A 21,915-nucleotide genomic window follows, 5' to 3' on the forward strand; every position below is an offset into this window, starting at 1 on the left:
TCCTTGCTTGTTTTGGCATGCTGGGAGCTTCATGGTCGCCGATCCATGGCAATCCGCGTCGGCCTCCACCATCTTACCGAGTATCGCTATGACCGAGAGGTCGGCCTGACTCCGCATGTCATCCGGCTCCGGCCCTGCGTCCATTCAAGAACCCCGATTCTCGCCTATTCGCTCAATATCGAGCCGGCCAATCACTTCCTGAACTGGCAGCAGGATCCCTTCGGCAATTGGAACGCCCGCGTCGTCTTCCCGGAGAAGACCACCCACCTGAAGATCGTCGTCGATCTGGTGGCGGACATGACCGTTATCAATCCCTTCGATTTCTTCCTGGAGGAATACGCCGAGGAGTGGCCCTTCGATTACCCCGCCGCCCTCAAGCACGAGCTCTCGCCCTACCTGAAGATCCGCGAGAGCGGCCCGCGCCTGATGGAGTGGCTCGGCACCATTTCCCGCGAGAAGCGCCGCACCATCGATTTCCTCGTCGATGTGAATTCCCGCCTGAACCAAGCGCTCGGCTACGTTATCCGCTTGGAGGCCGGCGTGCAGTCCTGCGAGGAGACCTTCGAGGTCGGCAAGGGTTCCTGCCGCGATTTCTCCTACTTGTTGGTCCAAGCCCTCCGCCACCTCGGCCTCGCGGCCCGCTTCGTCTCGGGCTACTCGGTGCAGCTCACGCCGGATGAGAAGTCGCTCGATGGTCCTTCCGGCGTCGCGGAAGATGTCACCGATCTTCACGCTTGGGCGGAGGTCTACATCCCCGGTGCAGGCTGGGTCGGCCTCGATGCCACCTCCGGTCTCTTCGCCGGGGAGGGGCACATCCCGCTTTCCTGCACCCCGGAGCCCGCCAGCGCCGCCCCTGTCGTCGGCGGGGTGGATCCCTGCGAGAGCGAGTTCATCTGGGCGAACGAGGTCACCCGCGTCCACGAGGACCCCCGCGTCACCAAGCCCTATTCGGACACCGAGTGGGAAGCCATCGACGCCCTCGGTGCGAAGGTGGATGAGGTCCTTGAAGCGGGCGATGTCGCCCTGACCATGGGTGGTGAACCGACCTTCGTCTCCATCGATGACATGGAAGGCGCGGAGTGGAACGTCTCCGCCGATAGCCCGGCCAAGCGCAAGCTGGCCTTGAGCCTGTTAGGCCGCCTGAGGAACTACTTCGGCCCGAGCGGCCTGCTCCACTACGGGGAAGGGAAGTGGTATCCCGGCGAACCCTTGCCCCGCTGGGCCTACACTGTTCTCTGGCGGAAGGACGGCCAAGCACTCTGGAAGGATGAGCGCCTGCTCGCCGATCCCAACTCGGACCCGGGCCACGGCATCGAGGATGCCCGCCGGTTCGCTTCTCAGGTGGTCGATCAACTCGGCTGCAATCAGTCCCATCTCATCGCAGGTTTCGAGGACGCCTTCTACTACGCATGGCGGGAAAGCACCCTGCCTGCGAATGTCGATCCCTACTCGGCGGATCTCGATGATCCCTTGGAGCGCCGTTATCTCGCCACGCTTCTTGACCGTGGCCTGTCGAAGCCGACCGGTTTCGCGCTGCCGCTGGAGTGGGATGCCGAGCGTGACATTTGGCAGAGCTCGCTCTGGACCTTTCGTCGCGGCCGCATGTCGCTCGTTCCCGGCGGCTCGCCAATGGGCTTCCGTCTCCCGCTCGATTCCCTCCCGAAGGCTCCTGATGACCAAGACACGCGGCAGGCGATGTTGGAATCTTCTCCGCTCGAGCCGAAGTCCGACCTGCCTGCCCATGGCGCGATCCTCCCGGCGGGCCGCACGCTCCAGAGTGGCATCGGCTTCACTCCGGCGCCCCCGGAACCGGCAGACTCTGGCAAGCCCGTGCCGCAGACCGCCATCGTCTTCGAGCCGCGCCATGGCAAGCTCCACGTCTTCTTCCCGCCCGTCACCCATCTCGAGCACTACCTCACCCTGTTAGAGGCGGTCGAAAACGTCGCTGCCAGGCTCAAGCTGCCCGTCATCATCGAGGGCTACGAGATGCCTTGGGACCGCCGCATCGAGCGAATCAAGGTGACTCCGGATCCCGGCGTGATCGAAGTGAATGTCCATCCTGTTACCAACTGGCGCGACCTCGTCGAGAACACCACCACACTTTACGAGGCCGCCCGTCTTTCGCGTCTGGGCACCGAGAAGTTCATGCTCGATGGGCGCCACACCGGCACCGGCGGCGGCAATCACGTCACCCTCGGCGGCGAGACGCCGGACCGCAGCCCCTTCTTGCGCAAGCCCGGCCTGCTGCGCAGCCTCATCACCTATTGGCAGCACCACCCCGGCCTTTCCTATCTCTTCTCCGGCCTTTTCCTCGGCCCCACCAGCCAGGCTCCGCGTGCCGATGAAGGCCGCGATGACCGTCTCTTCGAGCTGGAGATCGCCTTCAGCCAGCTTCCGGAAGCCGGCGATCCGCCTTGGATGGTGGACCGCGTTCTCCGGAACATGCTCACCGATCTAACCGGCAATACCCACCGCGCCGAGTTCTGCATCGACAAGCTCTACGCCCCGGGTGCCGCCAGCGGCCGTTTGGGTATCCTTGAGCTCCGCGCCTTCGAGATGCCGCCGCATGCCCGCATGAGCTTGGTGCAGATGCTCCTCGTGCGCTCGCTGGTGGCGAAGTTCTGGAATGAACCGTACCATGGCAAACTGGTTCGCTGGGGCACCGAGCTCCACGACCGCTTCATGCTGCCGCATTTCGTTCGGCAGGATCTCATCGATGTCGCGCTGGATCTCAAGAACTCCGGCATCCCCTTCGAGGCCGCGTGGCTAGAGCCTTTCCATGAGTTTCGCTTCCCCGTTTACGGCCGCGTCTGCCATGACGGAGTGGAAATGGAGATCCGCGCCGCGCTCGAGCCGTGGCATGTGCTCGGTGAGGAAAGTAGCTCCACCGGCACCGCCCGTTATGTCGATTCCTCGGTCGAGCGCGTGCAGGTGAAGATCCGCAACATGGTCGAGGGCCGCCACGTGCTCGTCTGCAATGGCCGTCGCATTCCGCTCCAGCCTACCGGTCGTCGTGGCGAATACGTTGCCGGTGTCCGCTACAAGGCTTGGGACCCGTGGTCGGCCATGCACCCGACCATCGGCGTCCACACCCCGCTCACCTTCGATGTTGTCGATACCTGGAACCGCCGCTCGCTCGGTGGTTGCGTCTATCACGTCGTCCACCCGGGCGGTCGCAGTTACGAGAGCTTCCCGGTGAATGCCTACGAGGCCGAGTCGCGCCGCGTGAACCGCTTCTGGCAGCATGGGCACACCCCCGGCGTCATGGAACCCGCCTCCACCGGCGGCTTCGGCTACCATCGCGTGGTGGATCGTGCCGGCGGCCCGCTCGTTGCGTATACCGAAGTCCCCATGGAAGACCCTTCGATGGATTTCCCCGTTACCTTGGACCTCCGTCGCTAGGTCGCTGGCAAGCGGTCCGTATCGCAGCATGTGAGAATCCTTTCCCTGCTGTTGGTCCTCTTGGCGATGGCGAAGGCCGACCCGCATCCGCGCCTGCTTTTCCCCGCCTCCGCCGAGGAGAAAGTAAAGCAGCGCATTGCCGCGGATCCGCTTGCCGCCAAGCTCCAGGCCCACATCCTGAAGCGCGCGGAAAAGGTGCTCACCGAGCGCACCTGCGAGCATCGCATCCCGGATGGCAAGCGCCTGCTCTCCGAATCGCGCATGGCACTTCACCACCTCCTCTTCTGTGGCTGGGCATGGCGGACCACCTGGGAAGAACGCTTCCGCGAGCGGGCGATCCGCGAGCTGGATGCCGCCTGCGCGCTGAAGGACTGGAATCCATCCCACTTCCTCGACACCGCCGAGATGGCCACCGCCGTTGCGATCGGTTACGATTGGCTCCATCCCTCGCTCACCCCGGAGCAGCGACGCCGGTATGAGGATACCCTCCTGCGCCTCGCCCTTCCGGAGGTGGAAAACCGCCACGCGAAAGCCGGTTGGTGGACCGGCCCGTCTAACAACTGGTCCCAGGTCTGCGGCACCGGCATGGCCCTCGCTGCGGAAGCCATCCGCGAGCGTGATCCCGCCCGCTGCGAGGCGATCATCCGCCACGGCAGGGAGTTGATCGAAAGCTGCCGCTCTTTCTACGCTCCGGACGGTGCCTACCCGGAGGGACCCTCCTATTGGCACTACGGCACCAATTATCATACCCTCCTCCTTGCCGCGCGCGAAGCCCTGGGCCAGCCGGTGGAGGTTCCCGCGTTGCTCCATCGCAGCGGCGACTTCATGCGCCACATCACCGGTCCCACGCGTGTTTCCTTCAGCTTCGCCGATGGCGACCCCTACACTGAGATCCCGACCCCGGCCCAGAACTGGATCGCCACCCGCTTCAAGGATCCCGCACAGGCCCGGCATGTGAGAAGCCTCTTGGAGAAGGCCCTTCAGAAAGACCTCGGCACCGGCTCGACCGGGAATCTCCGCTTCTTCCCTCTGCTCTTGCTGTGGCTTCCGGAAGAGCCCGGGGAAGACAAGGCTGCACCGGCCGCCACCTCCGCCGCCTTCAAGGGCGAACAAGCCTTCGCGTTCTTCCGCACCGCATGGAGTCCGGACGCCGCATGGCTTGCGATCAAGGGCGGTACCGGTGCCGCCAGCCATGGCCATCTCGATGCCGGCGTCTTTGTCTACGAGGCCGCGGGCATCCGCTGGTTCCACGACATGGGGAAGGACGACTACAACATGCCCGGCTACTTCGGGAAACAGCGCTGGGACTACTTCCGTCTCACCAATCTCTCGCACAATACCCTCGTGATCGGCGGCAAGCTTCAGGCGGCTCCCCGCGTCGGCTGCCCGGTTGAAATGTCCGAAGCCGGGAACCAAGCCCGCATTGATCTCACCAGCGCCTACGCCTCTCAAGCGGAGTCGGTCATCCGCACCGCGACCTTCGATCCCACCACGGGTGCCGTATCTCTCTCGGACCGCATCGGTAAGCCGTCCGGTCCCGTCCGCTGGGCCGTCATCACCAAGGTTCCGCCGAAGTTCGATGGGCCGCGGGTGACGATTGAGGAATCAGGCAAGCGCCTCGTCCTCACCCGCAGGGACCAGTCCGGCGGCCAGTGGGAAAGCTACTCCCTCAAGCCTCCCACCGGGCGCGAGAACCAGAATCAGGGCTACCACTTGTTCGGCTTCACCGCGCCTGTTGCGGATCGCCTCGCCCTTGAAGTCGGCTGGCAGCTTGAGTAGTCCATCACGACGTGAGCTCCTCCTTTGAACTCCGCGCCGCGACCCCCGACGACCACAATGCAGTCTTCGCCCTCTACGAAAATCTCTTCCGCCACCACGTCGAGCGGATCTGGGGTTGGGACCCGGCTTGGCAGACCGCCAACTTCATCAAGGAATGGCAGACCACCCGCACGGACCTGATCCTCATTCCCCATGGTCTTTCCGGCTACCTTCAGGTGAAGTCCGAGCCGGATCACGACTACATCCTGTCGCTCGGCATTCTCCCGGAGAGCCAAGGGCAGGGGATCGGCCGCCGGATCGTCGCCGATCTCATGCAGGCAGCAGCCTCGCGCGGTATGCCCCTCCGCCTCTCCGTCTTCCGCACCAATTCCCGGGCTCTCGAATTCTACGAATCACTGGGCTTCCAGACCACCACGGAAACCCCCGAGTTCCACCGCTTGGAGTGGACGGCCAACTAGGAATTGCCCCCCGGCTCCGCCCTGCTAAAACCGGCCCATGCGCTACCGCGAACGCCTCCAAGCCCGTATCGAAGCCACCGGTTCCCGTCTCTGCGTCGGGCTCGACCCCCGGCCCGGCGATGGCGGCATCGAGGCCGTCCCGGATTTTCTGAAGCAGGTGGTCGACGAAACCTGGGAACACGCCGCCGCCTTCAAGCCGAACATCGCCTACTTCGAGGCCATGGGCCTTCGCGGCCTCCACATCATGGAGGATCTCCTCGCGGACATGCCGAAGGAAGTCCCCGTGATCCTAGATGCCAAGCGCAGCGACATCGGCGAAACGCAGAAGTACTACGCGCATAGTTACTTTGCCCACTGGAAGGTGGATGCCGTCACCCTCAATCCCTTCCTCGGCTACGATTCCATCGAGCCCTTCCTGAACTGGGAAGGGAAGGGGATCTACCTCCTCGCCGTCACCTCGAATCCCGGCTCCGCCGATTTCCAGCGCCAGACCCTCGCCGATGGCCGCTCGGTCTTCGAGCTCGTCACCGCCCTCGGCGAACGCGCCGCCGGCCTGCCCACCGATGTCGGCTACGTCGTCGGCCTCACCAATACCTCAGGCGTTCTGCAACGCATCCCGGATGCCCCGCTCCTGATCCCCGGTCTCGGGGCCCAAGGGGGGGATTTGGCCGAGTTGGCCGCCGCCGCCCGCACCGCGCCGGATGTCATCAATGTCTCACGCGGAGTGCTTTACGCCGATGATGGCCTCTCCTTCGGCGAGCGCGCCCGGCTTTGGGCGGAGCGGATCTCGAAATCCTATCAAGAACCGGTCGCGTGACCGCGTAACCACGTTACTTTGGCCCGTTCATGTTGGAGAAAGAAGACTATCCCAAGACCGGCCAAGTGAATGCCCACTACTCGGGCCTTCTCCCGCAAAAGGGCTGGCCGGGGCGGAACTACAAATTCTTCCGCCACCGGATCGTACCGGGCATGTTCCAGAAGCGTGGCGGCCTCGCGCAGGATCCGGTCCTCACCGTTCCGGATTCCGGTCTCGTCCGCGTCACGTGGATCGGCCATGCCTCCTTCCTTCTCCAGTTCTCGGATCACTCGGTCATCGTCGATCCGAATTGGGCCCGCTGGCACGGCTTCGTGAAGCGCCTCCGCGAGCCCGGCCTGCCGCTCAAGTCGATCCCGGAGCTCGACCTCGTTCTCGTGAGCCACGCCCACTTCGATCACCTCCACAAGCCGAGCCTGAAGGTGCTCCAGTCCCGCGGCGGCATTGTCGTTCCCCGCGGTAGCGCGAATCTCGTCCGCCGCCTCGGCTTTCCCGCCGTCCACGAGATGCGGATCTGGGAGAACATCGAGTACAATAGCATGAACGTGGTCCACACCCCCAGCCATCACTGGGGAGCGCGTTACCTTCATGATACCCATCGTGACTACGGCGGCTACATCATCGAGTCCGGTGGCAAGAGCGTCTTCCACTGCGGCGATAGCGCGTGGTTCGATGGCTTCGCCGAGATCGGCCGCCGCCACCAGAATATCGATGTCGCCCTCATGCCCATCGGTGCCTACGAGGCCCCCAGCGGTCGCGACGTCCACATGAATCCGGAAGAAGCCGTCCGCGCCTTCGCCGAGCTCGGGGCCAAGGTCATGATCCCCATGCACTACGGCACCTTCCCCCTCGGGAATGAGCCGATCGGCGAACCGGTCGAGCGCCTTCTCATGGAAGCCGACCGCCTCGGCATCTCCGAGCGCATCCTCATCCCGGAGGAAGGCGTCGGCATCGAGTGGTGATCCCCCGGGTGCGCGCCCACCGCTTCGCTTGAACGGGCAGGCCCGTGTAAGCCCTCTTCCATGTTGCCCGTATCCTTCCGGCCCATGGAAGCCTTCTCCTCAAATCCCGTGACCCGCCGGTCCGCCCTTAAAACCGGCCTCATCTTTAGCAGCGCCTTCCTCACCGCCGGCTGGCAATCCCGCCTCCATGCCGCCGGTCCCCGCACGGATTTCGGCAAGAAGGGCATGCACTTCCTCGCCGTCGGCGACTACGGCACCGGCAAGGGCGGTCAGGTGAAGGTGGCCCAGCGCATGAATGAATTCGCCGGCAAGCTTGACGCCCCGCTCACCGCCGTCCTCGCCTTGGGTGATAACTTCTACAACATGCTCGAGCCTGCGCGCTTCGACCGCCACTTCGAGCGGATGTATTCCAAGGAGCATCTCGATTGCCCCTTCTACGCCTGCCTCGGCAATCACGACTACGGCCCGGACTACGATTCCAAGCAGGGCCGCGTGAAGGCGGACATGCAGCTCGATTACGCCAGGAACAACCCGACCTCACGCTGGAAAATGCCGGCCAAGTGGTACGCCGTTGAGTTCCCGAGTCCCGCCGCTCCTCTCGTCAAAATCATCTACCTCGATGGGAACTACGCCCTCGGTGCCCTCACCCCGCAGGAACGGCTCGATCAGAACCGCTGGCTGAAGGCCGAGATGAAGAAGCCCACCCGCGCCCGCTGGACTTGGGTCATCAGCCACTTCCCGCTCTTCACCGACGACAAGAAACGCAAGGACAACCAAGGCCTGATCAAGGACTGGGGGGAACATCTCAAGGGCAACGACGTGTCCCTCTACCTCGCTGGTCACGATCACAACCTCCAGCATCTCCAGATCAAGGATTACAAGCCCTGCTTCCTCGTCTCCGGCGGCGGAGGTGCCTCCACCTATGAAACCGAGAAATCCGAACGCGGCTTCTCGAAGGAGGTTTTCGGCTTCAATCACATCCACGTCGATGACGAGCGCATCACCGTCCAGCTCCTCGACATGGATGGCAACTGCATGCACGCCTTCGAGCGTAGCCGTGCCGGCAGAGTGAAGGTCCGCAAGGCCTGATCCCTTCTCCTGGGTACGCCGACCTCAGTCGGCCCGTTTGGAAAAGAAACGATTCGCCTTCCAAGCTCTTCGCGGATCAACGACGGAAATCTTGACTGAATGAATCATTCAGTCAAATTTCCTCCATGCCCGTCCTCAAGGCCGACATCTCCGGCAAACGTCTCCGTGAACTCGCCGAGGCCGGTCTCGCCGTCTTCTGCCGCCAAGGCTTCGAACGTTCCCAGATGGCGGACGTCGCGAAGGCCATGGGCGTCGCCGTTGGCACCGTCTACCTCTACGTCGAGAGCAAGGAGGCCCTCTTCGACCTCGTCATCCGCTACGGATCCCATGAAGACCACGCGTGGCTGGATGCTCTCGAGATTCCGCTCGCCACCCCGGCCCCCGGCAGCACCATGGCCTATCTGCGCGAGGTCTTCGAGCGCACCGAATGGCCCGTTCTTGTCGCCGCCCTCGCCCGCAAGAAGGCCAAGGACCCCGCCGCGGAACTCGGGGAAGTACTACGCGAGCAGTATCACCTGATCCGTCGCCATCGCCGCGGCCTCCTCTTGCTCATGCGCTCCGCCTTGGAGTTTCCCGGTCTCGCGGAGATCTTCGTCCTCGGCCTCCGCGAGAAGCTCCTCGAACACCTCGTCCGCTACATCACGCTTCGTGCGAAGTCCGGCCAGTTCCGCCTTCCCTCGGATCTCCGCGCCACTGCCGCCGTGATGGTCCAAGCGATCACCTGGGCGAATCTCCAGCGCCCGCTCGATCCCGGACTCGCCACGCTCGATGAAGCGACGGTCGAAACCTCCACCCTGGAAGTCCTCGTTCACTCACTCATCCCATGAAGAAACTTCTCCTCTTCCTCGCTCTCGTCACCGGAGCTCGCGCCGAGTATGAACTCCGCGATGGCGATACCCTCGCCTTCATCGGCGATAGCATCACCGCTGCCCGCGGTTACACCAAGATCGTCGAGCATTATACACTCATGCGCTTCCCGGATCGCAAGGTCCGCTTCGTGAATGCGGGCCAAGGCGGCGATACTGCCTTCGGCTGTCTGGAACGACTTGATCGCGATGTGTTCTCGAAGGGGGCCACCGTCGTCACCGTCGCCTTTGGCATCAATGATATCGGCTGGGGCACCAAGGCCGACGACGAGCACAAGCAGCGCTACCTCGATGGCATCCGCACCATTGTCACCCGCTGCAAGGAGAAGAAGGTCCGCGCGATCATTTGCTCCCCCGCGATTCTCCATCAGGACCCGGATGAAGGCGAGACCGGTTATCTCCAGAAGATGACCGATGAAGGCATGGCTCTGGCGAAGTCCCTCGGTGCCGAAACCATCGACCTCCAGCGCGGCATGCGTGCCATCCAGCGCAAGATCGTGGAGTCGAACAAGAACAAGAAGCCGGAGGATTCCGACATCCGCATGCACACCAGCGATGGCATCCACCTCGATGACCTCGGCCAGACCGCGATGGCCTATGCCATGCTCAAGGGGCTCGGCGCTCCGGAGGACGTTTCTTCCGCCGTGATCGATGCGAAGGCTCTGCAAGGCGGCTCTAGCCAGAACTGTCAGGTCAGCGATGTCGGCGCGGTCGATGGCGGCATCAAGTTCACCCGTCTCGATCAGGCCCTGCCGCTCAATCTCGGCCCCTTCACGCATTTCCAGTTTCGCTGGGTGCCTCTTGCCGATGGGCTCAATCGCTACATGACCACCATCAGCGGGCTGCCTGATGGAGACTATGAGATCCGTGCCGATGGCAAGCTACTCGGCAAGGAGAGCGCCTCTTCACTAGCCCGCGGCGTGAACATCGGCTCGATGACCACGAACGGCTGGGAGCCGGGCGGCACCTGGGATGTCCAGTCCTGCATTGTGAAGGAGCTCGTCGATGCCCGCGACAAGCTCTGGATGGCGGGCGTCCTCCAGCAGCGCCACTTTCCGGGGCCGTCTCCGATTACGGATTCAGTCGAGCGTCAGGATAACGCGCTCGTCGATCTCCAGAGGGTCGCGGCGAAGCCCCGTCCTTACGAGTTCACCATCACCCGTGCTCCGAAGTGAATCGCGCCGCGGCATCCCTTGGTGATTGGCAGACTAGTCCTTGATGATTTCTCCTTATGATCCAGCTTGCTCCAGCCGCCGATGCACCCCGTCACTGGTTGATGGGGCCCGCCTACTACGCGCAGCGTGACCCGCTGACATGGATCCCCCGTTGGGCGGAGAAATACGGGGACGTCTTCACCATCGGTTCGCCCATCGGCAGTGCCACGGTGGTCGCCAGCCCGGAGCTAGCCCGCCAGGTTCTTGCCGACCGCTACTCGCACTACATTGAGAAGGGCCGCTCTTACGCGGTGCTCCGTATCCTCATGGGGAACGGCCTGGTCACCAGTTCCGGCGAGTTCTGGCGCGGCCAGCGCAAGCTCACTCAGCCCGCGTTCCACCGCCGCCGTCTCGATGCCATCTTCGCGATGATGGTCGAGCGCTCCCGCCACTTCGCGGAGGAGCTGGTTGAGGCTCGCGAGCCGGTGGACATCTCGCCTCTTTTCTCACAGCTCACCCTGGAGATCATCTCCCGGGCGATGTTCAGCACGGATGTCGATGCCTCCGCCGGTTCCGTGGGCCGGCACGTCGCGACCTTGAATGAAACCGCCCTGCGCATGCTGCGGCAGCCTTGGCGCTTCTTTCTGCCCCGCACCTTCCCCACGCCTTTCACCAAGACCGAATTCCACGCCCGCGCCACCCTTGATGCCATAGTTCACGGCATCATCGACCGCCGCAGGCAGGGTGGGGAAGATCACGATGACCTGCTCTCCATGTTCCTCTCCGCCTGCGATGAGGAGACCGGTCGCGGCATGACCAATGAGCAGCTTCGAGACGAAGTCATGACCATGTTCGTCGCCGGTCACGAAACCACGGCGAATGCCATGTGCTGGCTGCTCCACCTCATCGCCACCCATCCGGAGATCGAGGCAAAGCTCTTGGACGAAATCACTGCCGCCGGGGATGCCCTCGATACCGGCAGCCTGGCCGCCTACCCCTATACCCGGCGGGTGGTGGAAGAATCCCTCCGCCTCTACCCCACAATCTGGTCCGTCGGCCGGCGTTGCACCAAGGAGGACGAACTCGGCGGCTTCCATATTCGCCCCGGCACCACGCTCCTGATCCCTATCTTCCATTTCCACTGGGGCGAGCGCTGGTGGGATGAGCCGCGGAAGTTCGATCCCGATCGCTTCCTTCCGGATCGCCGTCCTTCTCCCGAGATCTATTTCCCCTTCGGTGCCGGTCCGCGTACCTGCATCGGGAATCAGTTCGCCCTGCAGGAACTGGTGATCATGATCGTGGTCTTCCTCCGGCGCATGCGATTCCAGCCGGTTGCGGGTTTCCCGGTCGAGCCGGATGCCCTCATCACCCTGCGTCCCAAGCACGGCATGAAGCTTGCCGTGGAGGGTCGCTAGCCGCGGACTGCGCAACTTCCCGGGCAGGGAATGTTATCTCGACGCTTTGGCCGGATTGTGGATTCTCCGTCCAATGATCCGCCGAATCGCCCTCTCGTCTTTGGCCCTCTTGCTGGTAGCGCCCGCCCGGGCCGATAAGGATCTGATCCGGAGCAGCCGCATCACCCCGCTGGAGATCCGTCGCAAGCATGACAAGGCTGCTGAAACCGCCGCGAAGGATGGCTTTGGCCCTCTCCCTCGTGCGCCCAAGATCATCGGTGGCGGCAATGCCTCGCCCGGCGAGTATCCATGGATGGCTGCCCTCGTGATTGCGGATGAGCCAGACAACTTCCAAGGCCAATTCTGCGGTGGCTCCCTGATTCATCCCCGCTGGATTCTCACCGCTTCCCATTGCGTCAGCGGTTCAAAGGCATCCGACATCGAGGTGGTGCTCGGAACCAACGATCTCGATAGCAACTCCGGGTTCCAGCGGATCGCCGTGGCGGAGATCGTGATGGCTCCGAAGTACAACGATTTCACCCTTGATTCGGATTTCGCCCTCCTGCGCTTGGCCGAGCCCGCCTCGGCTTCGATTCCGACCATTCCTCTGATCGATGACCTTGCTTTGGCGGCACCGGGTATCGAGGCCGTCATCACTGGTTGGGGCGACATGAGCAACGGCGAGCGCGACTACCCGGCCTTGCTTCAGGAGGTGGAAGTCCCGGTGGTGGATCTCGCGGTTGCGAATGCCACTCCCTCCTACCTCGGCTCGCTCACCGCGAACATGCTCCCCGCCGGGTATCCGGAAGGGGGGAAGGATTCCTGCTACGGAGACAGCGGCGGTCCCATGATCGTGCCGTCGCCGGTCGGCCCCGGATGGATGCAGGCCGGCATCGTCAGCTTCGGAGCCGGCTGCGCGGAGCCGGGAGTCTACGGAATTAATGCCCGGGTCTCCCAATTCCGCCGCTACATCCTCGGCCACGTCCTGCCGAACTACACGGCATGGGAAATCGCCAACAACCGCACCGGCGAGTCCCGCGATCCGGACACTAACGGCTTCACCAACTTCGAGGACTTCGCCCTGCCGGACCATACCCTGAACCGCACCACCACCTTGGACTCGGTGCGTTTGAGCTACACCCGGCCAGCCAGTGCCTCCGAGGTGGACTACATCATCGAGAATGCTCCGACCGCCGCGGGTCCGTGGACGGTGAAGTCCCCGAGCTTCGTTTCCTCCACGGTGGCCGGCGCTGGCTTGGTGCTTTGGACGGTGGAATTGCCCCTCATCGAGAACATCGGCGTGTTCCGGGTCCGGGCGGCGATTTCTTCCGGCCACGCCACTGGGCCGCGGCCGTTCACCTTCACCAGTGGCACCCGCGGAACCTTGGATTCCACCGACGCGGGCTTCTCCCGCGCCTACCGGCTTGAAGGCCTACCCGTAAATCAACCGGTTTCAGTGAGTCTCCGCTCGACGGATTTCGATGCGGTCCTCTCGGTTGAGGTGGCTGCGACCGGCGCGAATGTCGGCACTTCCGCTTCGGACAATGCGGAAGGTCTCTCCGGTACCGATGAGCGCCTCACCTTCACCCCGCTGGCGGATACCACCTATATCGTCCGGGCTTCTGGCGGGGCAGGGGACTTTGAGCTGAATCTATGGTCGCCCGTCGAATTTGCCGCCCAGCCCGCCTTGGTGATCCCCCAGACTCGCAAGGCCACCCTCAAGGGTTCTCTGGCCGCCACCGATGTCTACGATCCCTTCTTCCAGCCCGGCGGTGAATACTTGAAGGACGATTTCCTCCTCGATCCCACCGCCGTTCCGACGCTGGGTCTCGTGGAGTTGCAAATGAACTCCAAGGGCATGGGCGCCAGCGGCATCAACGATTTCCTCGGCCTGATCGACGCGGAAAGCGGACGTCTGATCGGCTCCAACGATGACCGTGCGCTCCGGAACAACAATTCCCTCCTCCGCTTCGCGCCCGTTCCCGGCAAATCCTACGTGCTGCGAGCCTCTTCGGCGCTCGAGAATGATACGGGCAACTATTCGGTAACCGGTTTGCTCCCGAAGATCGCCCCGAAGACCCCGGTCGCGCCTCTGGCGCTCGGTTCCAGCGTGAAGGGCAAACTGGCCAAGGGCGGCGAGCGGGACGAACGCTCCTTCACGGCGAAACGGGACTTCCTATTGGATCAAGTCTCGGCGGATACGGCTGTCAGCTTGAACCTCAGTTCCTTTGCCTTCGATGCCTATCTGGTCGTTCTGGACGCGACCGACCTGAGCATCGTGGCGGAAGCGGACCAAGGGGCTTCAACCGGCGGGCTTGATGATGCCGCCCTGACCTTCACCGCCAAGGCCGACCGCCGCTACCTGGTGCGCGCTACGACCTACCTTGACACCCAGTCGGGAGCCTATGTCCTTTCCGCGGAAACTGCTCCCTGACTCTGATGCTTGAGAATCCTTACTTCATTCCCGCCCTCGTTGGCTCGATTCTGGTCTTTCAGCTCCTGCTCCTCCTTCAGGTCGCCCGGCTTTCTGGAAAGGTCGGACGTCTGATGCGGCAGCTTGCTTCGCGGGAATCGTTCCCTGTCCACGGCGCTGATGCGGATCTGGCGGGGAGAAAGGAGGCGGTTTCCGATCAGAAGAATTGGTTCGAGGTCTTCCTTAACGAAGATCCGCAGCGCCGGGAATTGCCTAAGAAAGAGCAGTTTGCGGCATTTCGCCAGTGGCGGGAGGAGCGGGGGATGAACTGGAAGGCCTGAGCCTGATCCGGCGAAGCCGAGCGGAGTCCGCCTCTGCTGGCTCGCTTGGCGCAAAACGCCCTTCCCCACACGGAATCCCTGCAACGCAAGGGGTACCCCGGGGAAATTTGGTTAGTGGCCCCTTTTTCCGGTTGCCACCCGCTAGGCCGGTTTGCAGACTCCGCGCCCGCGCCGGATTTTACACTCCGGTTCGACCACGAAAGAGCTTGTGAAAAATTTCACAAGCTACCAAAATTTCTCCGCCGAGCACTCCGTCGCAGCACCGTTATGGCCAACTTCTTTCCGCGCTGGACCAACTTTCTGCCCCTGAAAATCGCCATTTGTGCAGGTGCTGTGGCAGGCGGCGCGGTGCTGGCGTTCACTTACTACGCCACCCCGAAGACTCTTGCGGTCGGTTATCAGCCCTCTCAGCCGATCCCGTTTTCACACAAAATTCACGTCGATCAGCTCGGGCTGGATTGCCGTTACTGCCACTCCTTCGTGGATGTTTCCGGTACTTCGAACGTCCCGGGTAACAACACCTGCTGGAACTGTCACCAGCACGTCGCCAAGGATAGCCCGAAGCTCCAGCCGCTGCGCGATCGCATGGATCCGGCCCTGAAGAGCCCGGACTTCGGCAAGCCGATCGAGTGGGTCCGCATCCACAAGACCCCGGATTACGTTTACTTCAACCACTCCGCGCACGTGAACCGCGGCATCTCCTGCCAGAGCTGCCACGGCCGCGTCGATCAGATGGAGGTGGTCTATCAGGAGAACAGCCTGTCCATGGGCTGGTGCCTCGATTGCCACCGCGCTCCCGAGAAGCACATCCGTCCGCTCGAGGAAGTCTACAACCTGAAGTACGACCCCGAGAAGTACATCGCCGCCAATCCGGAGCTGATGTCCAAGCTGGGCGTCAAGACCACCGAGGATCTCGGCAAGAAGCTGGTGGAACACTGGCAGATCAAGGCGCGCGAGTCCTGCGCGACCTGCCACCATTGATCCCTGTCGTTTCCTTTCTCCCGTCCCTTTTTCGCATTCCCCGTTCGTTTCTTCGCCCATGAGCAAGCGCATCTGGCAACATCCCGAGGTTCCCGCCGACGAAACCACCGTTTCCTGGCGCAGCGTCGGTCAGCTTGAGGACACCCCGGAATTCCGCACCTGGATGGAGCGTGAGTTCCCGCAGGGCGTCGCCGAGATGGTGAACGAGGAAGATGCCGAGACCTCGCGCCGTTCCTTCCTGAAGCTGATGGGTGCCTCCACGGCCCTTGCCGGTTTCGGACTCGCCGCCTGCCGCCGCCCGGAAAGCTATATCGTCCCCTACAACAAGGCTCCCGAGTGGGTGATCCCGGGTAAGGCGACCTACTACGCTTCCAGCATGCCCCGCTCCGGCGGTGCCACCCCGCTGGTCGTGACCACTTTCGAAGGCCGCCCGACCAAGGTCGCGCCGAACGCACTCCACCCGGACATGACCGGCACGGACGCCTTCGTCCAAGCCTCCATCCTCGACCTCTACTCGCCCTCGCGCTCGCGCAAGGTGCTGAACAAGGCCCAAGCTTCCAGCCGCGCCGAGTTCGAGAAGGTTCTCGCCGGTCTCGCCGCCGATCCTGCCGCCAAGATCGGCTTTGTCTTCGGTCACGATGACTCGCCGACCCGCTCGCGCCTCCTCAAGAAGCTCACCGAGAAGTTCGCCTCCGCCAAGTTCTACGCCTACGAGGCCCTCGAGGGCACCCAGGTGCTGGCCGATGGCGTGAAGCTGGTCGCCGACTACTCCCAAGCCGACCGCATCCTCTCGCTCGATAGCGATTTCCTTTGCCTCGATGGCCAAGGCTCGACCGTTCCCTTCTTCAACCGCCGCAAGCCGGAAGGCGCGGCCTACGACAAGAAGGCCGATCCGGCCTCGATGAATCGCCTCTACGCCGTCGAGAGCACCTACTCGATGACCGGCGGCATGGCCGATCACCGCCTCCGCGTGGCGCCAAGCATGCTGCTCCGCGTCGCTGCCCAGATCGGCCGCGCCTTCGGCGTGACCTCGGGCGTCGAAGCCGTCACGGACGAGAAGCACCTCAAGTGGATCGAGGCTCTCGTGGCCGATCTCCAAGCCTCCGGCTCCAAGTCGCTGGTCCTCGCCGGCCCCCGCCAGCCGGAAGCCGTGCAGCTGCTTGCTCTCGCGATCAACCAGAAGCTCGGCAGCATCGGCGAAGGCAAGCCGCTCAAGGCGGTCCAGACCGACGCCACCGGCCTCGCGAACTTCTCGCAGCTTGTCACCGACCTGAATGCGGGCGCGATCGATACCCTCTTCCTGCTGACCCCGGCCAACCCGGTCTATGATGCTCCGGCAGACGGCGGCTTCATCCCGGCCCTCGCCAAGGTCAAGACCGTGATCCATCTCGGTGCCCGCACCGATGCTACCGCGCACGCCGCCACCTGGCACGTCCCGGTCAGCCACTACCTCGAAAGCTGGGGTGACGCCCGCACGATCAACGGTGTCTACACCGTCGTGCAGCCGATGATCCTGCCGCTCTACAACGAGTGCGCCAGCGAACTTGAGATCCTCGCCGCCTTGCTCGACAAGGAAGGCAAGCTCGTCACCGGCGAAACTGCCGATGGCAAGCCCTCCCCGGCCTACGACGCGGTCCGCGAGACCTTCGGCGTGATCGGCGGGGAAGGGGAGGACGCTTGGAAGAAGCTTCTGCGCGATGGCTTCCACGCCGGCACCGCCTACACGCTGGTCGAGCCCGCCGCCAGTGAGGCCACCATCAAGGCTCCGGTCACCAGCGAAGGCCTCGAAGTGATTTTCTCCACCGACGGCTCCGTCTACGACGGCCGCTGGATCGACAACGGCTGGCTTCAGGAAGCCCCCGATCCGGTCTCCAAGCTCTCGTGGGACAATGCCGCGCTGATCGCCCCGGAAACCGCCAAGAATGTCGGCATCTACGAGGAGATCGTTAAGCTCGAAACCGATCGCGCCGCCAAGGCCCCGGAAGGTGATGCCGAAGGCCCGCAGCGCACCGGCCCGATGATCAAGGTGAAGGTGAACGGCGCGGAGCTCGAGCTCCCCGTGATGATCGCTTTCGGTCAGGCCGAGAACACCATCGTCATCCCCCTCGGCTACGGCCAGGGCTTCGACAAGGAAGACAAGTTCGACCGCAACTCGAAGGGCTTCACCCCCGCCAGCCACGTCGGCCAGGTTGGTGTGAACTCCGGCTTCAATGCCTACCCGCTCCGCACCGGGGAAACGAAGTACTTCGCTACCGGCGCCAAGATCGAGAAGACCGGCCGCCGCTACCCGCTGGCCCTCGTGCAAGAGCACTTCGCCATGTATGGCCGCGCCCTCGCCCGCGAGATCTCGACCATGACGGACGAGAAGAGCGGCAAGGACTTCGCCACCCAGCTGCACGACGCAAAGCTGCAAGGCAACGACAGCCACGCACCGCCGAACATCTCGCTCTACAAGCAGGAAGACAAGAAGGGCAACTCGCACCTCAGCGACCCGCTTCACCAGTGGGGCATGACGATCGACCTCTCGTCCTGCATGGGCTGCAACGCCTGCCTCATCGCCTGCCAGGCCGAGAACAACATCCCGATCGTCGGCAAGGAGCAGGTCATGAAGGGCCGCGAAATGCACTGGATCCGCATGGACCGCTATTTCGCGATCGATAAGGACAACGACTTCGACGCCGGCAGCCCGGCCCTCATCCCGCAGCCCGTCGCCTGCGTGCAGTGCGAAAGCGCTCCCTGCGAAACCGTCTGCCCGGTCAACGCGACCATCCACACGGAAGACGGCCTCAACGCGATGGCCTACAACCGTTGCATCGGCACCCGCTACTGCGCGAACAACTGCCCGTATAAGGCCCGCCGCTTCAACTTCTTCGATTACAACAAGCGCAACCCGCTCATCGCCGACAACCTTTACAAAGGTCCCTTCGGCGAGAAGCAGGTCGGCACCGCCCCGCACCTCCAGCGCAATCCGAACGTCTCCGTCCGCATGCGCGGCGTGATGGAAAAGTGCACCTACTGCGTGCAGCGCCTGAAGGACGCCAAGATCCGCCAGAAGCGCGGCCAGAAGCAGGAAGCCCTGCTCGCCGGCAAGGCCTCGGTTGATTCCTCCGTCAGCACTCACACCCTCCGGATCCCGGTGGATTCCGTGAAGGTCGCCTGCCAGGAAGCCTGCCCCGCAGGTGGCATCGAGTTCGGCAACCTTCTCGATGGCGACAGCGCCGTGATGAACCGCGCCAAGAAGAGCGAGCGCAACTACGACCTGCTCCACTACATCGGCACCAAGCCGCGCACCAGCTACCTGGCCCGCGTCAAGAACCCGAATGACAAGATGCCCGACGCCAAGTTCGTCGGCAAGGCCACCATCCACATGCACTGATCACCCGGTGTTTCGTCATTAGTGCTTAGTCATTAGCAATTTCATCATCATGGCCACCGCCACCGAACACGCCCCGAGCCACACCCGCCAAGGACCGAAGCTTCCGGTTCTCGAGCGCGAGAAGCTCATCCTGAACGGCCGTTCCTACCACTGGATCACCGAGCGCATCTGCGGCGTTCTGGAGAACCGCCAGCCCCTCCTCTGGTGGCTGCTCTTCCTCCCCTCCGCTCTCATCGCCATGGTCGGCGTCGGCCTCGGCCTGACCTACCTCGTCTCCACCGGTGTCGGTGTCTGGGGCATGTCGAACCGCGTCTTCTGGGGCTGGGACATCACCAACTTCGTGTTCTGGATCGGTATCGGTCACGCCGGCACCCTGATCTCCGCGGTGCTCTTCCTCACCCGCCAGAATTGGCGAACGTCCATCAACCGCGCGGCGGAGGCCATGACCATCTTCGCCGTGATGTGCGCCGGTATTTTCCCGGCCTTCCACGTCGGTCGTGTCTGGATGGCCTGGTTCCTCGCTCCCATCCCGAACGCGAACGCGATCTGGCAGAACTTCAAGTCCCCGCTGCTCTGGGACGTGTTCGCCGTCTCCACCTACTTCACCATCTCGCTGATCTTCTGGTACCTCGGCATGGTGCCGGACCTCGCGACCATCCGCGACCGCTGCAAGCCCGGCCTCCGCAAGATGCTCTACGGCATCTTCGCCATGGGCTGGCGCGGTGGTAACCGCCAGTGGAGCCACTACGAAATGGCTTACCTGCTTCTGGCCGCCCTTTCCACCCCGCTCGTGCTCTCGGTGCACTCGGTCGTGTCCTTCGACTTCGCCACCTCCGTCGTCCCCGGCTGGCACACCACCATCTTCCCGCCCTACTTCGTCGCAGGTGCCATCTTCGGCGGCTTCGCGATGGTGCTCACCATCATGGTCCCCGCACGCCAGATCTACGGCCTGCACGACGTGATCACGATGAAGCACATCGACAACATGGCGAAGATCATCCTGCTCACCGGCACCATCGTCGGCTACGCCTACCTCATGGAGCTCTTCGTCGCCTACTACTCCGGCGCGAAGTACGAGATGGACGCCTTCAAGTTCCGTATCACCGGTCCCTACTGGTGGGCCTACCTGGCCATGATGTCCTGCAACGTCCTCTCCCCGCAGCTCTTCTGGTTCAAGGCCTGCCGTGAAAACCTCTGGGTCGTCATGGGCGTCGCCATGGCCGTGAACATCGGCATGTGGTTCGAGCGCTTCGTCATCATCGTCACCACCCTCGCCCGCATGTTCCTGCCGGGTGATTGGAAGTCCTACAGCCCGAGCTGGGTGGAGATCATGCTCTTCATCGGCACCATCGGCATGTTCCTCGCGCTCTTCCTCCTCTTCCTCCGCTTCCTGCCCTGCATCAACATCGCGGAAGTGAAGTGGACCCTCAAGGAGTCCGACCCGCACCACGACGATCATCACGATCACCCGGACCACGGCACCGAACTCATCCCCGCCTACCAGCGCGAGCTCCACGGCAAGCCCATCGTCGGTCCCGACAACTGATCCCGCCTTTCCCCGGAACTTTTCACTTCGAACACAGACAGTGAGTACCACCCGCAAACGCGTCTACGGCTACCTCGCCGAATTCGGAAGCGCTTCCGCCCTCTACAAGGCGGCCGAGAAAGTGCGCGACGCCGGCTTCCGCAAGTGGGATTGCCACACGCCTTATCCGGTTCACGGCCTCGATGCCGCCATGGGCATGAAGCGCTCGATCCTCCCTTGGTTCGTGTTCTTCGGAGGTATGCTCGGTACCGCTACGGGATTCGGTCTCGCCTATATCACCCAGGTCGAAATCTACCCGACCGTGGTGCAGGCCAAGCCGGCGAACATCTTCACGGTGCCCGCCTTCTTCCCCATCATGTTCGAGCTGACCATCCTCTTCTCGGGCTTCACCACCCTCTTCGGTCTGCTGGCGCTGATGAAATTGCCCAGACTAAACCACCCGCTTTTCGCGAGCCGTCAGTTCCACAGAGCCACCGACGACGCCTTCTTCATCGCCGTCGAGGCCCGCGACCCGAAGTTCCATCCCGACAAGACCCGCTCCTTCCTCGAGGAAATCGGCGGGAAAAGCATCGAACTGGTTGAAGAGGAAGACTGATCTCAAACTCCTCCCTCGCTACCTGCTACTCGCTACCGCTACGTTCCCGTGAAATACTTCTTCATCGCCTACGCGATCATCGCCGCCCTCTTCATCGGCCTCATGCCGATGCGCGGCGCGAAGTCGGCCGATACCCCGATCCGGCTCCTGCCGGACATGGATGAGCAGGACAAGCTCAAGCCCCAGAAGCCGGATCCCTTTTTCGCGGATGGCCAGGGCGCGCGTCTTCCCGTTCACGGCACCCAGGCTCTCGGCTTCAATGCCGAAGGTGCCTCCGAGATCGGCGGCATCCCCGAATACGAGTTCGGTGGCGGCACCGGCTACTACGCCACCGGCGGCGTCGAGGGCTACTTCGCCAATGGCATGCCGGAAGAGCTCAAGCTCACCGCGGAGAACGTCGGTGCCTTCCTCAAGCGCGGCGAGGAGTCCTTCAATGTCAACTGCGCCATCTGCCACGGCACCTCCGGCGATGGCCAAGGCATCACCGGCCAGTTCGGCGTCCCCGGCATCGCGAACCTCACCCAGGACACCTACGGCCAGGCTGCCTATCCGGATGGTCGCCTCTTCTACGTGATCACCAACGGCAAGGGCAACATGGGCGCTTACAAGCACAACGTCTCCCTCCGCGACCGCTGGGCCATCGTCGCCTACGTCCGTGCCCTCCAGTTCGCTCGCAAGGCCCCGTATGACGCCGTGAAGGAAGCCTACGACAAGGGCATCGCCACGCAGGCCAAATAATCTCCCG

General features: G+C 63.2%; 16 protein-coding genes. All 16 read left to right on the forward strand.

Annotated elements, in window-relative coordinates:
• The first annotated feature begins 45 nt into the window (after positions 1 to 45).
• The 16 genes from OJ996_RS13545 to OJ996_RS13620 all read left to right on the forward strand — a co-directional run bounded on the left by OJ996_RS13545 (position 46) and on the right by OJ996_RS13620 (position 21,908).
• The gene (locus OJ996_RS13545; RefSeq protein WP_264514142.1) at positions 46 to 3,402 is read left to right on the forward strand and encodes a transglutaminase family protein; all 3,357 of its coding nucleotides are present in this window, start codon (positions 46 to 48) and stop codon (positions 3,400 to 3,402) included.
• Positions 3,403 to 3,432: 30 nt separating this feature from the next.
• Positions 3,433 to 5,181 (forward strand): heparinase II/III domain-containing protein, encoded by a 1,749-nt coding sequence (locus OJ996_RS13550; protein WP_264514143.1) that lies wholly within the window; start codon positions 3,433 to 3,435, stop codon positions 5,179 to 5,181.
• 11 nt (positions 5,182 to 5,192) lie between these two features.
• Positions 5,193 to 5,639: a GNAT family N-acetyltransferase gene (locus OJ996_RS13555; protein WP_264514144.1), complete on the forward strand. Its 447-nt coding sequence runs from the start codon at positions 5,193 to 5,195 to the stop codon at positions 5,637 to 5,639.
• Between the two features lie 37 nt (positions 5,640 to 5,676).
• Complete coding sequence (pyrF, locus tag OJ996_RS13560; protein ID WP_264514145.1) at positions 5,677 to 6,456, forward strand: orotidine-5'-phosphate decarboxylase; 780 nt, start codon at positions 5,677 to 5,679, stop codon at positions 6,454 to 6,456.
• 29 nt (positions 6,457 to 6,485) lie between these two features.
• Entirely contained in the window at positions 6,486 to 7,415 is a 930-nt protein-coding gene (locus tag OJ996_RS13565; protein ID WP_264514146.1) for an MBL fold metallo-hydrolase, read from the forward strand.
• An 84-nt stretch (positions 7,416 to 7,499) separates the two neighbouring features.
• On the forward strand, positions 7,500 to 8,504 hold the full coding sequence (locus OJ996_RS13570; protein WP_264514147.1) for a metallophosphoesterase: 1,005 nt from the start codon (positions 7,500 to 7,502) through the stop codon (positions 8,502 to 8,504).
• Between the two features lie 125 nt (positions 8,505 to 8,629).
• Positions 8,630 to 9,331, forward strand: coding sequence for a TetR/AcrR family transcriptional regulator (locus OJ996_RS13575; RefSeq protein WP_264514148.1), 702 nt, complete (start codon positions 8,630 to 8,632; stop codon positions 9,329 to 9,331).
• Positions 9,328 to 10,545, forward strand: coding sequence for an SGNH/GDSL hydrolase family protein (locus OJ996_RS13580; RefSeq protein WP_264514149.1), 1,218 nt, complete (start codon positions 9,328 to 9,330; stop codon positions 10,543 to 10,545). The genes OJ996_RS13575 and OJ996_RS13580 overlap by 4 nt, the downstream gene beginning before the upstream one ends.
• 56 nt (positions 10,546 to 10,601) lie before the next feature.
• Positions 10,602 to 11,939 (forward strand): cytochrome P450, encoded by a 1,338-nt coding sequence (locus OJ996_RS13585; protein ID WP_264514150.1) that lies wholly within the window; start codon positions 10,602 to 10,604, stop codon positions 11,937 to 11,939.
• 73 nt (positions 11,940 to 12,012) lie between these two features.
• Positions 12,013 to 14,352 carry a S1 family serine peptidase gene (locus OJ996_RS13590; protein ID WP_264514151.1) on the forward strand — a complete coding sequence of 780 codons (2,340 nt, stop codon included), beginning with the start codon at positions 12,013 to 12,015 and terminating at the stop codon, positions 14,350 to 14,352.
• A gap of 5 nt (positions 14,353 to 14,357) precedes the next feature.
• Positions 14,358 to 14,672, forward strand: coding sequence for a hypothetical protein (locus OJ996_RS13595; RefSeq protein ID WP_264514152.1), 315 nt, complete (start codon positions 14,358 to 14,360; stop codon positions 14,670 to 14,672).
• A 267-nt stretch (positions 14,673 to 14,939) separates the two neighbouring features.
• Positions 14,940 to 15,653: a cytochrome c3 family protein gene (locus tag OJ996_RS13600; protein ID WP_264514153.1), complete on the forward strand. Its 714-nt coding sequence runs from the start codon at positions 14,940 to 14,942 to the stop codon at positions 15,651 to 15,653.
• A 58-nt stretch (positions 15,654 to 15,711) separates the two neighbouring features.
• Positions 15,712 to 19,029 (forward strand): TAT-variant-translocated molybdopterin oxidoreductase, encoded by a 3,318-nt coding sequence (locus OJ996_RS13605; protein WP_264514154.1) that lies wholly within the window; start codon positions 15,712 to 15,714, stop codon positions 19,027 to 19,029.
• A 49-nt stretch (positions 19,030 to 19,078) separates the two neighbouring features.
• The gene (gene nrfD, locus OJ996_RS13610) at positions 19,079 to 20,575 is read left to right on the forward strand and encodes an NrfD/PsrC family molybdoenzyme membrane anchor subunit (RefSeq protein ID WP_264514155.1); all 1,497 of its coding nucleotides are present in this window, start codon (positions 19,079 to 19,081) and stop codon (positions 20,573 to 20,575) included.
• 40 nt (positions 20,576 to 20,615) lie between these two features.
• Complete coding sequence (locus OJ996_RS13615) at positions 20,616 to 21,170, forward strand: DUF3341 domain-containing protein (RefSeq protein WP_264514156.1); 555 nt, start codon at positions 20,616 to 20,618, stop codon at positions 21,168 to 21,170.
• Between the two features lie 48 nt (positions 21,171 to 21,218).
• A complete protein-coding gene (locus OJ996_RS13620) occupies positions 21,219 to 21,908 on the forward strand; it encodes a c-type cytochrome (protein WP_264514157.1) in 690 nt (229 codons plus the stop codon).
• The last annotated feature ends 7 nt before the right edge of the window (positions 21,909 to 21,915 follow it).

Source organism: Luteolibacter rhizosphaerae (genome assembly GCF_025950095.1).
Taxonomy (GTDB): Bacteria; Verrucomicrobiota; Verrucomicrobiia; order Verrucomicrobiales; family Akkermansiaceae; genus Haloferula; species Haloferula rhizosphaerae.

Bases quoted from the DNA above. Each gene is read 5' to 3' on its own strand.
- OJ996_RS13600 (WP_264514153.1), top strand. From the start codon at position 14,940: ATGGCCAACTTCTTTCCGCGCTGGACCAACTTTCTGCCCCTGAAAATC.
- pyrF (WP_264514145.1), top strand. From the start codon at position 5,677: ATGCGCTACCGCGAACGCCTCCAAGCCCGTATCGAAGCCACCGGTTCC.
- OJ996_RS13595 (WP_264514152.1), top strand. From the start codon at position 14,358: ATGCTTGAGAATCCTTACTTCATTCCCGCCCTCGTTGGCTCGATTCTG.
- OJ996_RS13580 (WP_264514149.1), top strand. From the start codon at position 9,328: ATGAAGAAACTTCTCCTCTTCCTCGCTCTCGTCACCGGAGCTCGCGCC.
- OJ996_RS13590 (WP_264514151.1), top strand. From the start codon at position 12,013: ATGATCCGCCGAATCGCCCTCTCGTCTTTGGCCCTCTTGCTGGTAGCG.
- OJ996_RS13565 (WP_264514146.1), top strand. From the start codon at position 6,486: ATGTTGGAGAAAGAAGACTATCCCAAGACCGGCCAAGTGAATGCCCAC.
- nrfD (WP_264514155.1), top strand. From the start codon at position 19,079: ATGGCCACCGCCACCGAACACGCCCCGAGCCACACCCGCCAAGGACCG.
- OJ996_RS13570 (WP_264514147.1), top strand. From the start codon at position 7,500: ATGGAAGCCTTCTCCTCAAATCCCGTGACCCGCCGGTCCGCCCTTAAA.
- OJ996_RS13575 (WP_264514148.1), top strand. From the start codon at position 8,630: ATGCCCGTCCTCAAGGCCGACATCTCCGGCAAACGTCTCCGTGAACTC.
- OJ996_RS13605 (WP_264514154.1), top strand. From the start codon at position 15,712: ATGAGCAAGCGCATCTGGCAACATCCCGAGGTTCCCGCCGACGAAACC.
- OJ996_RS13585 (WP_264514150.1), top strand. From the start codon at position 10,602: ATGATCCAGCTTGCTCCAGCCGCCGATGCACCCCGTCACTGGTTGATG.
- OJ996_RS13545 (WP_264514142.1), top strand. From the start codon at position 46: ATGGCAATCCGCGTCGGCCTCCACCATCTTACCGAGTATCGCTATGAC.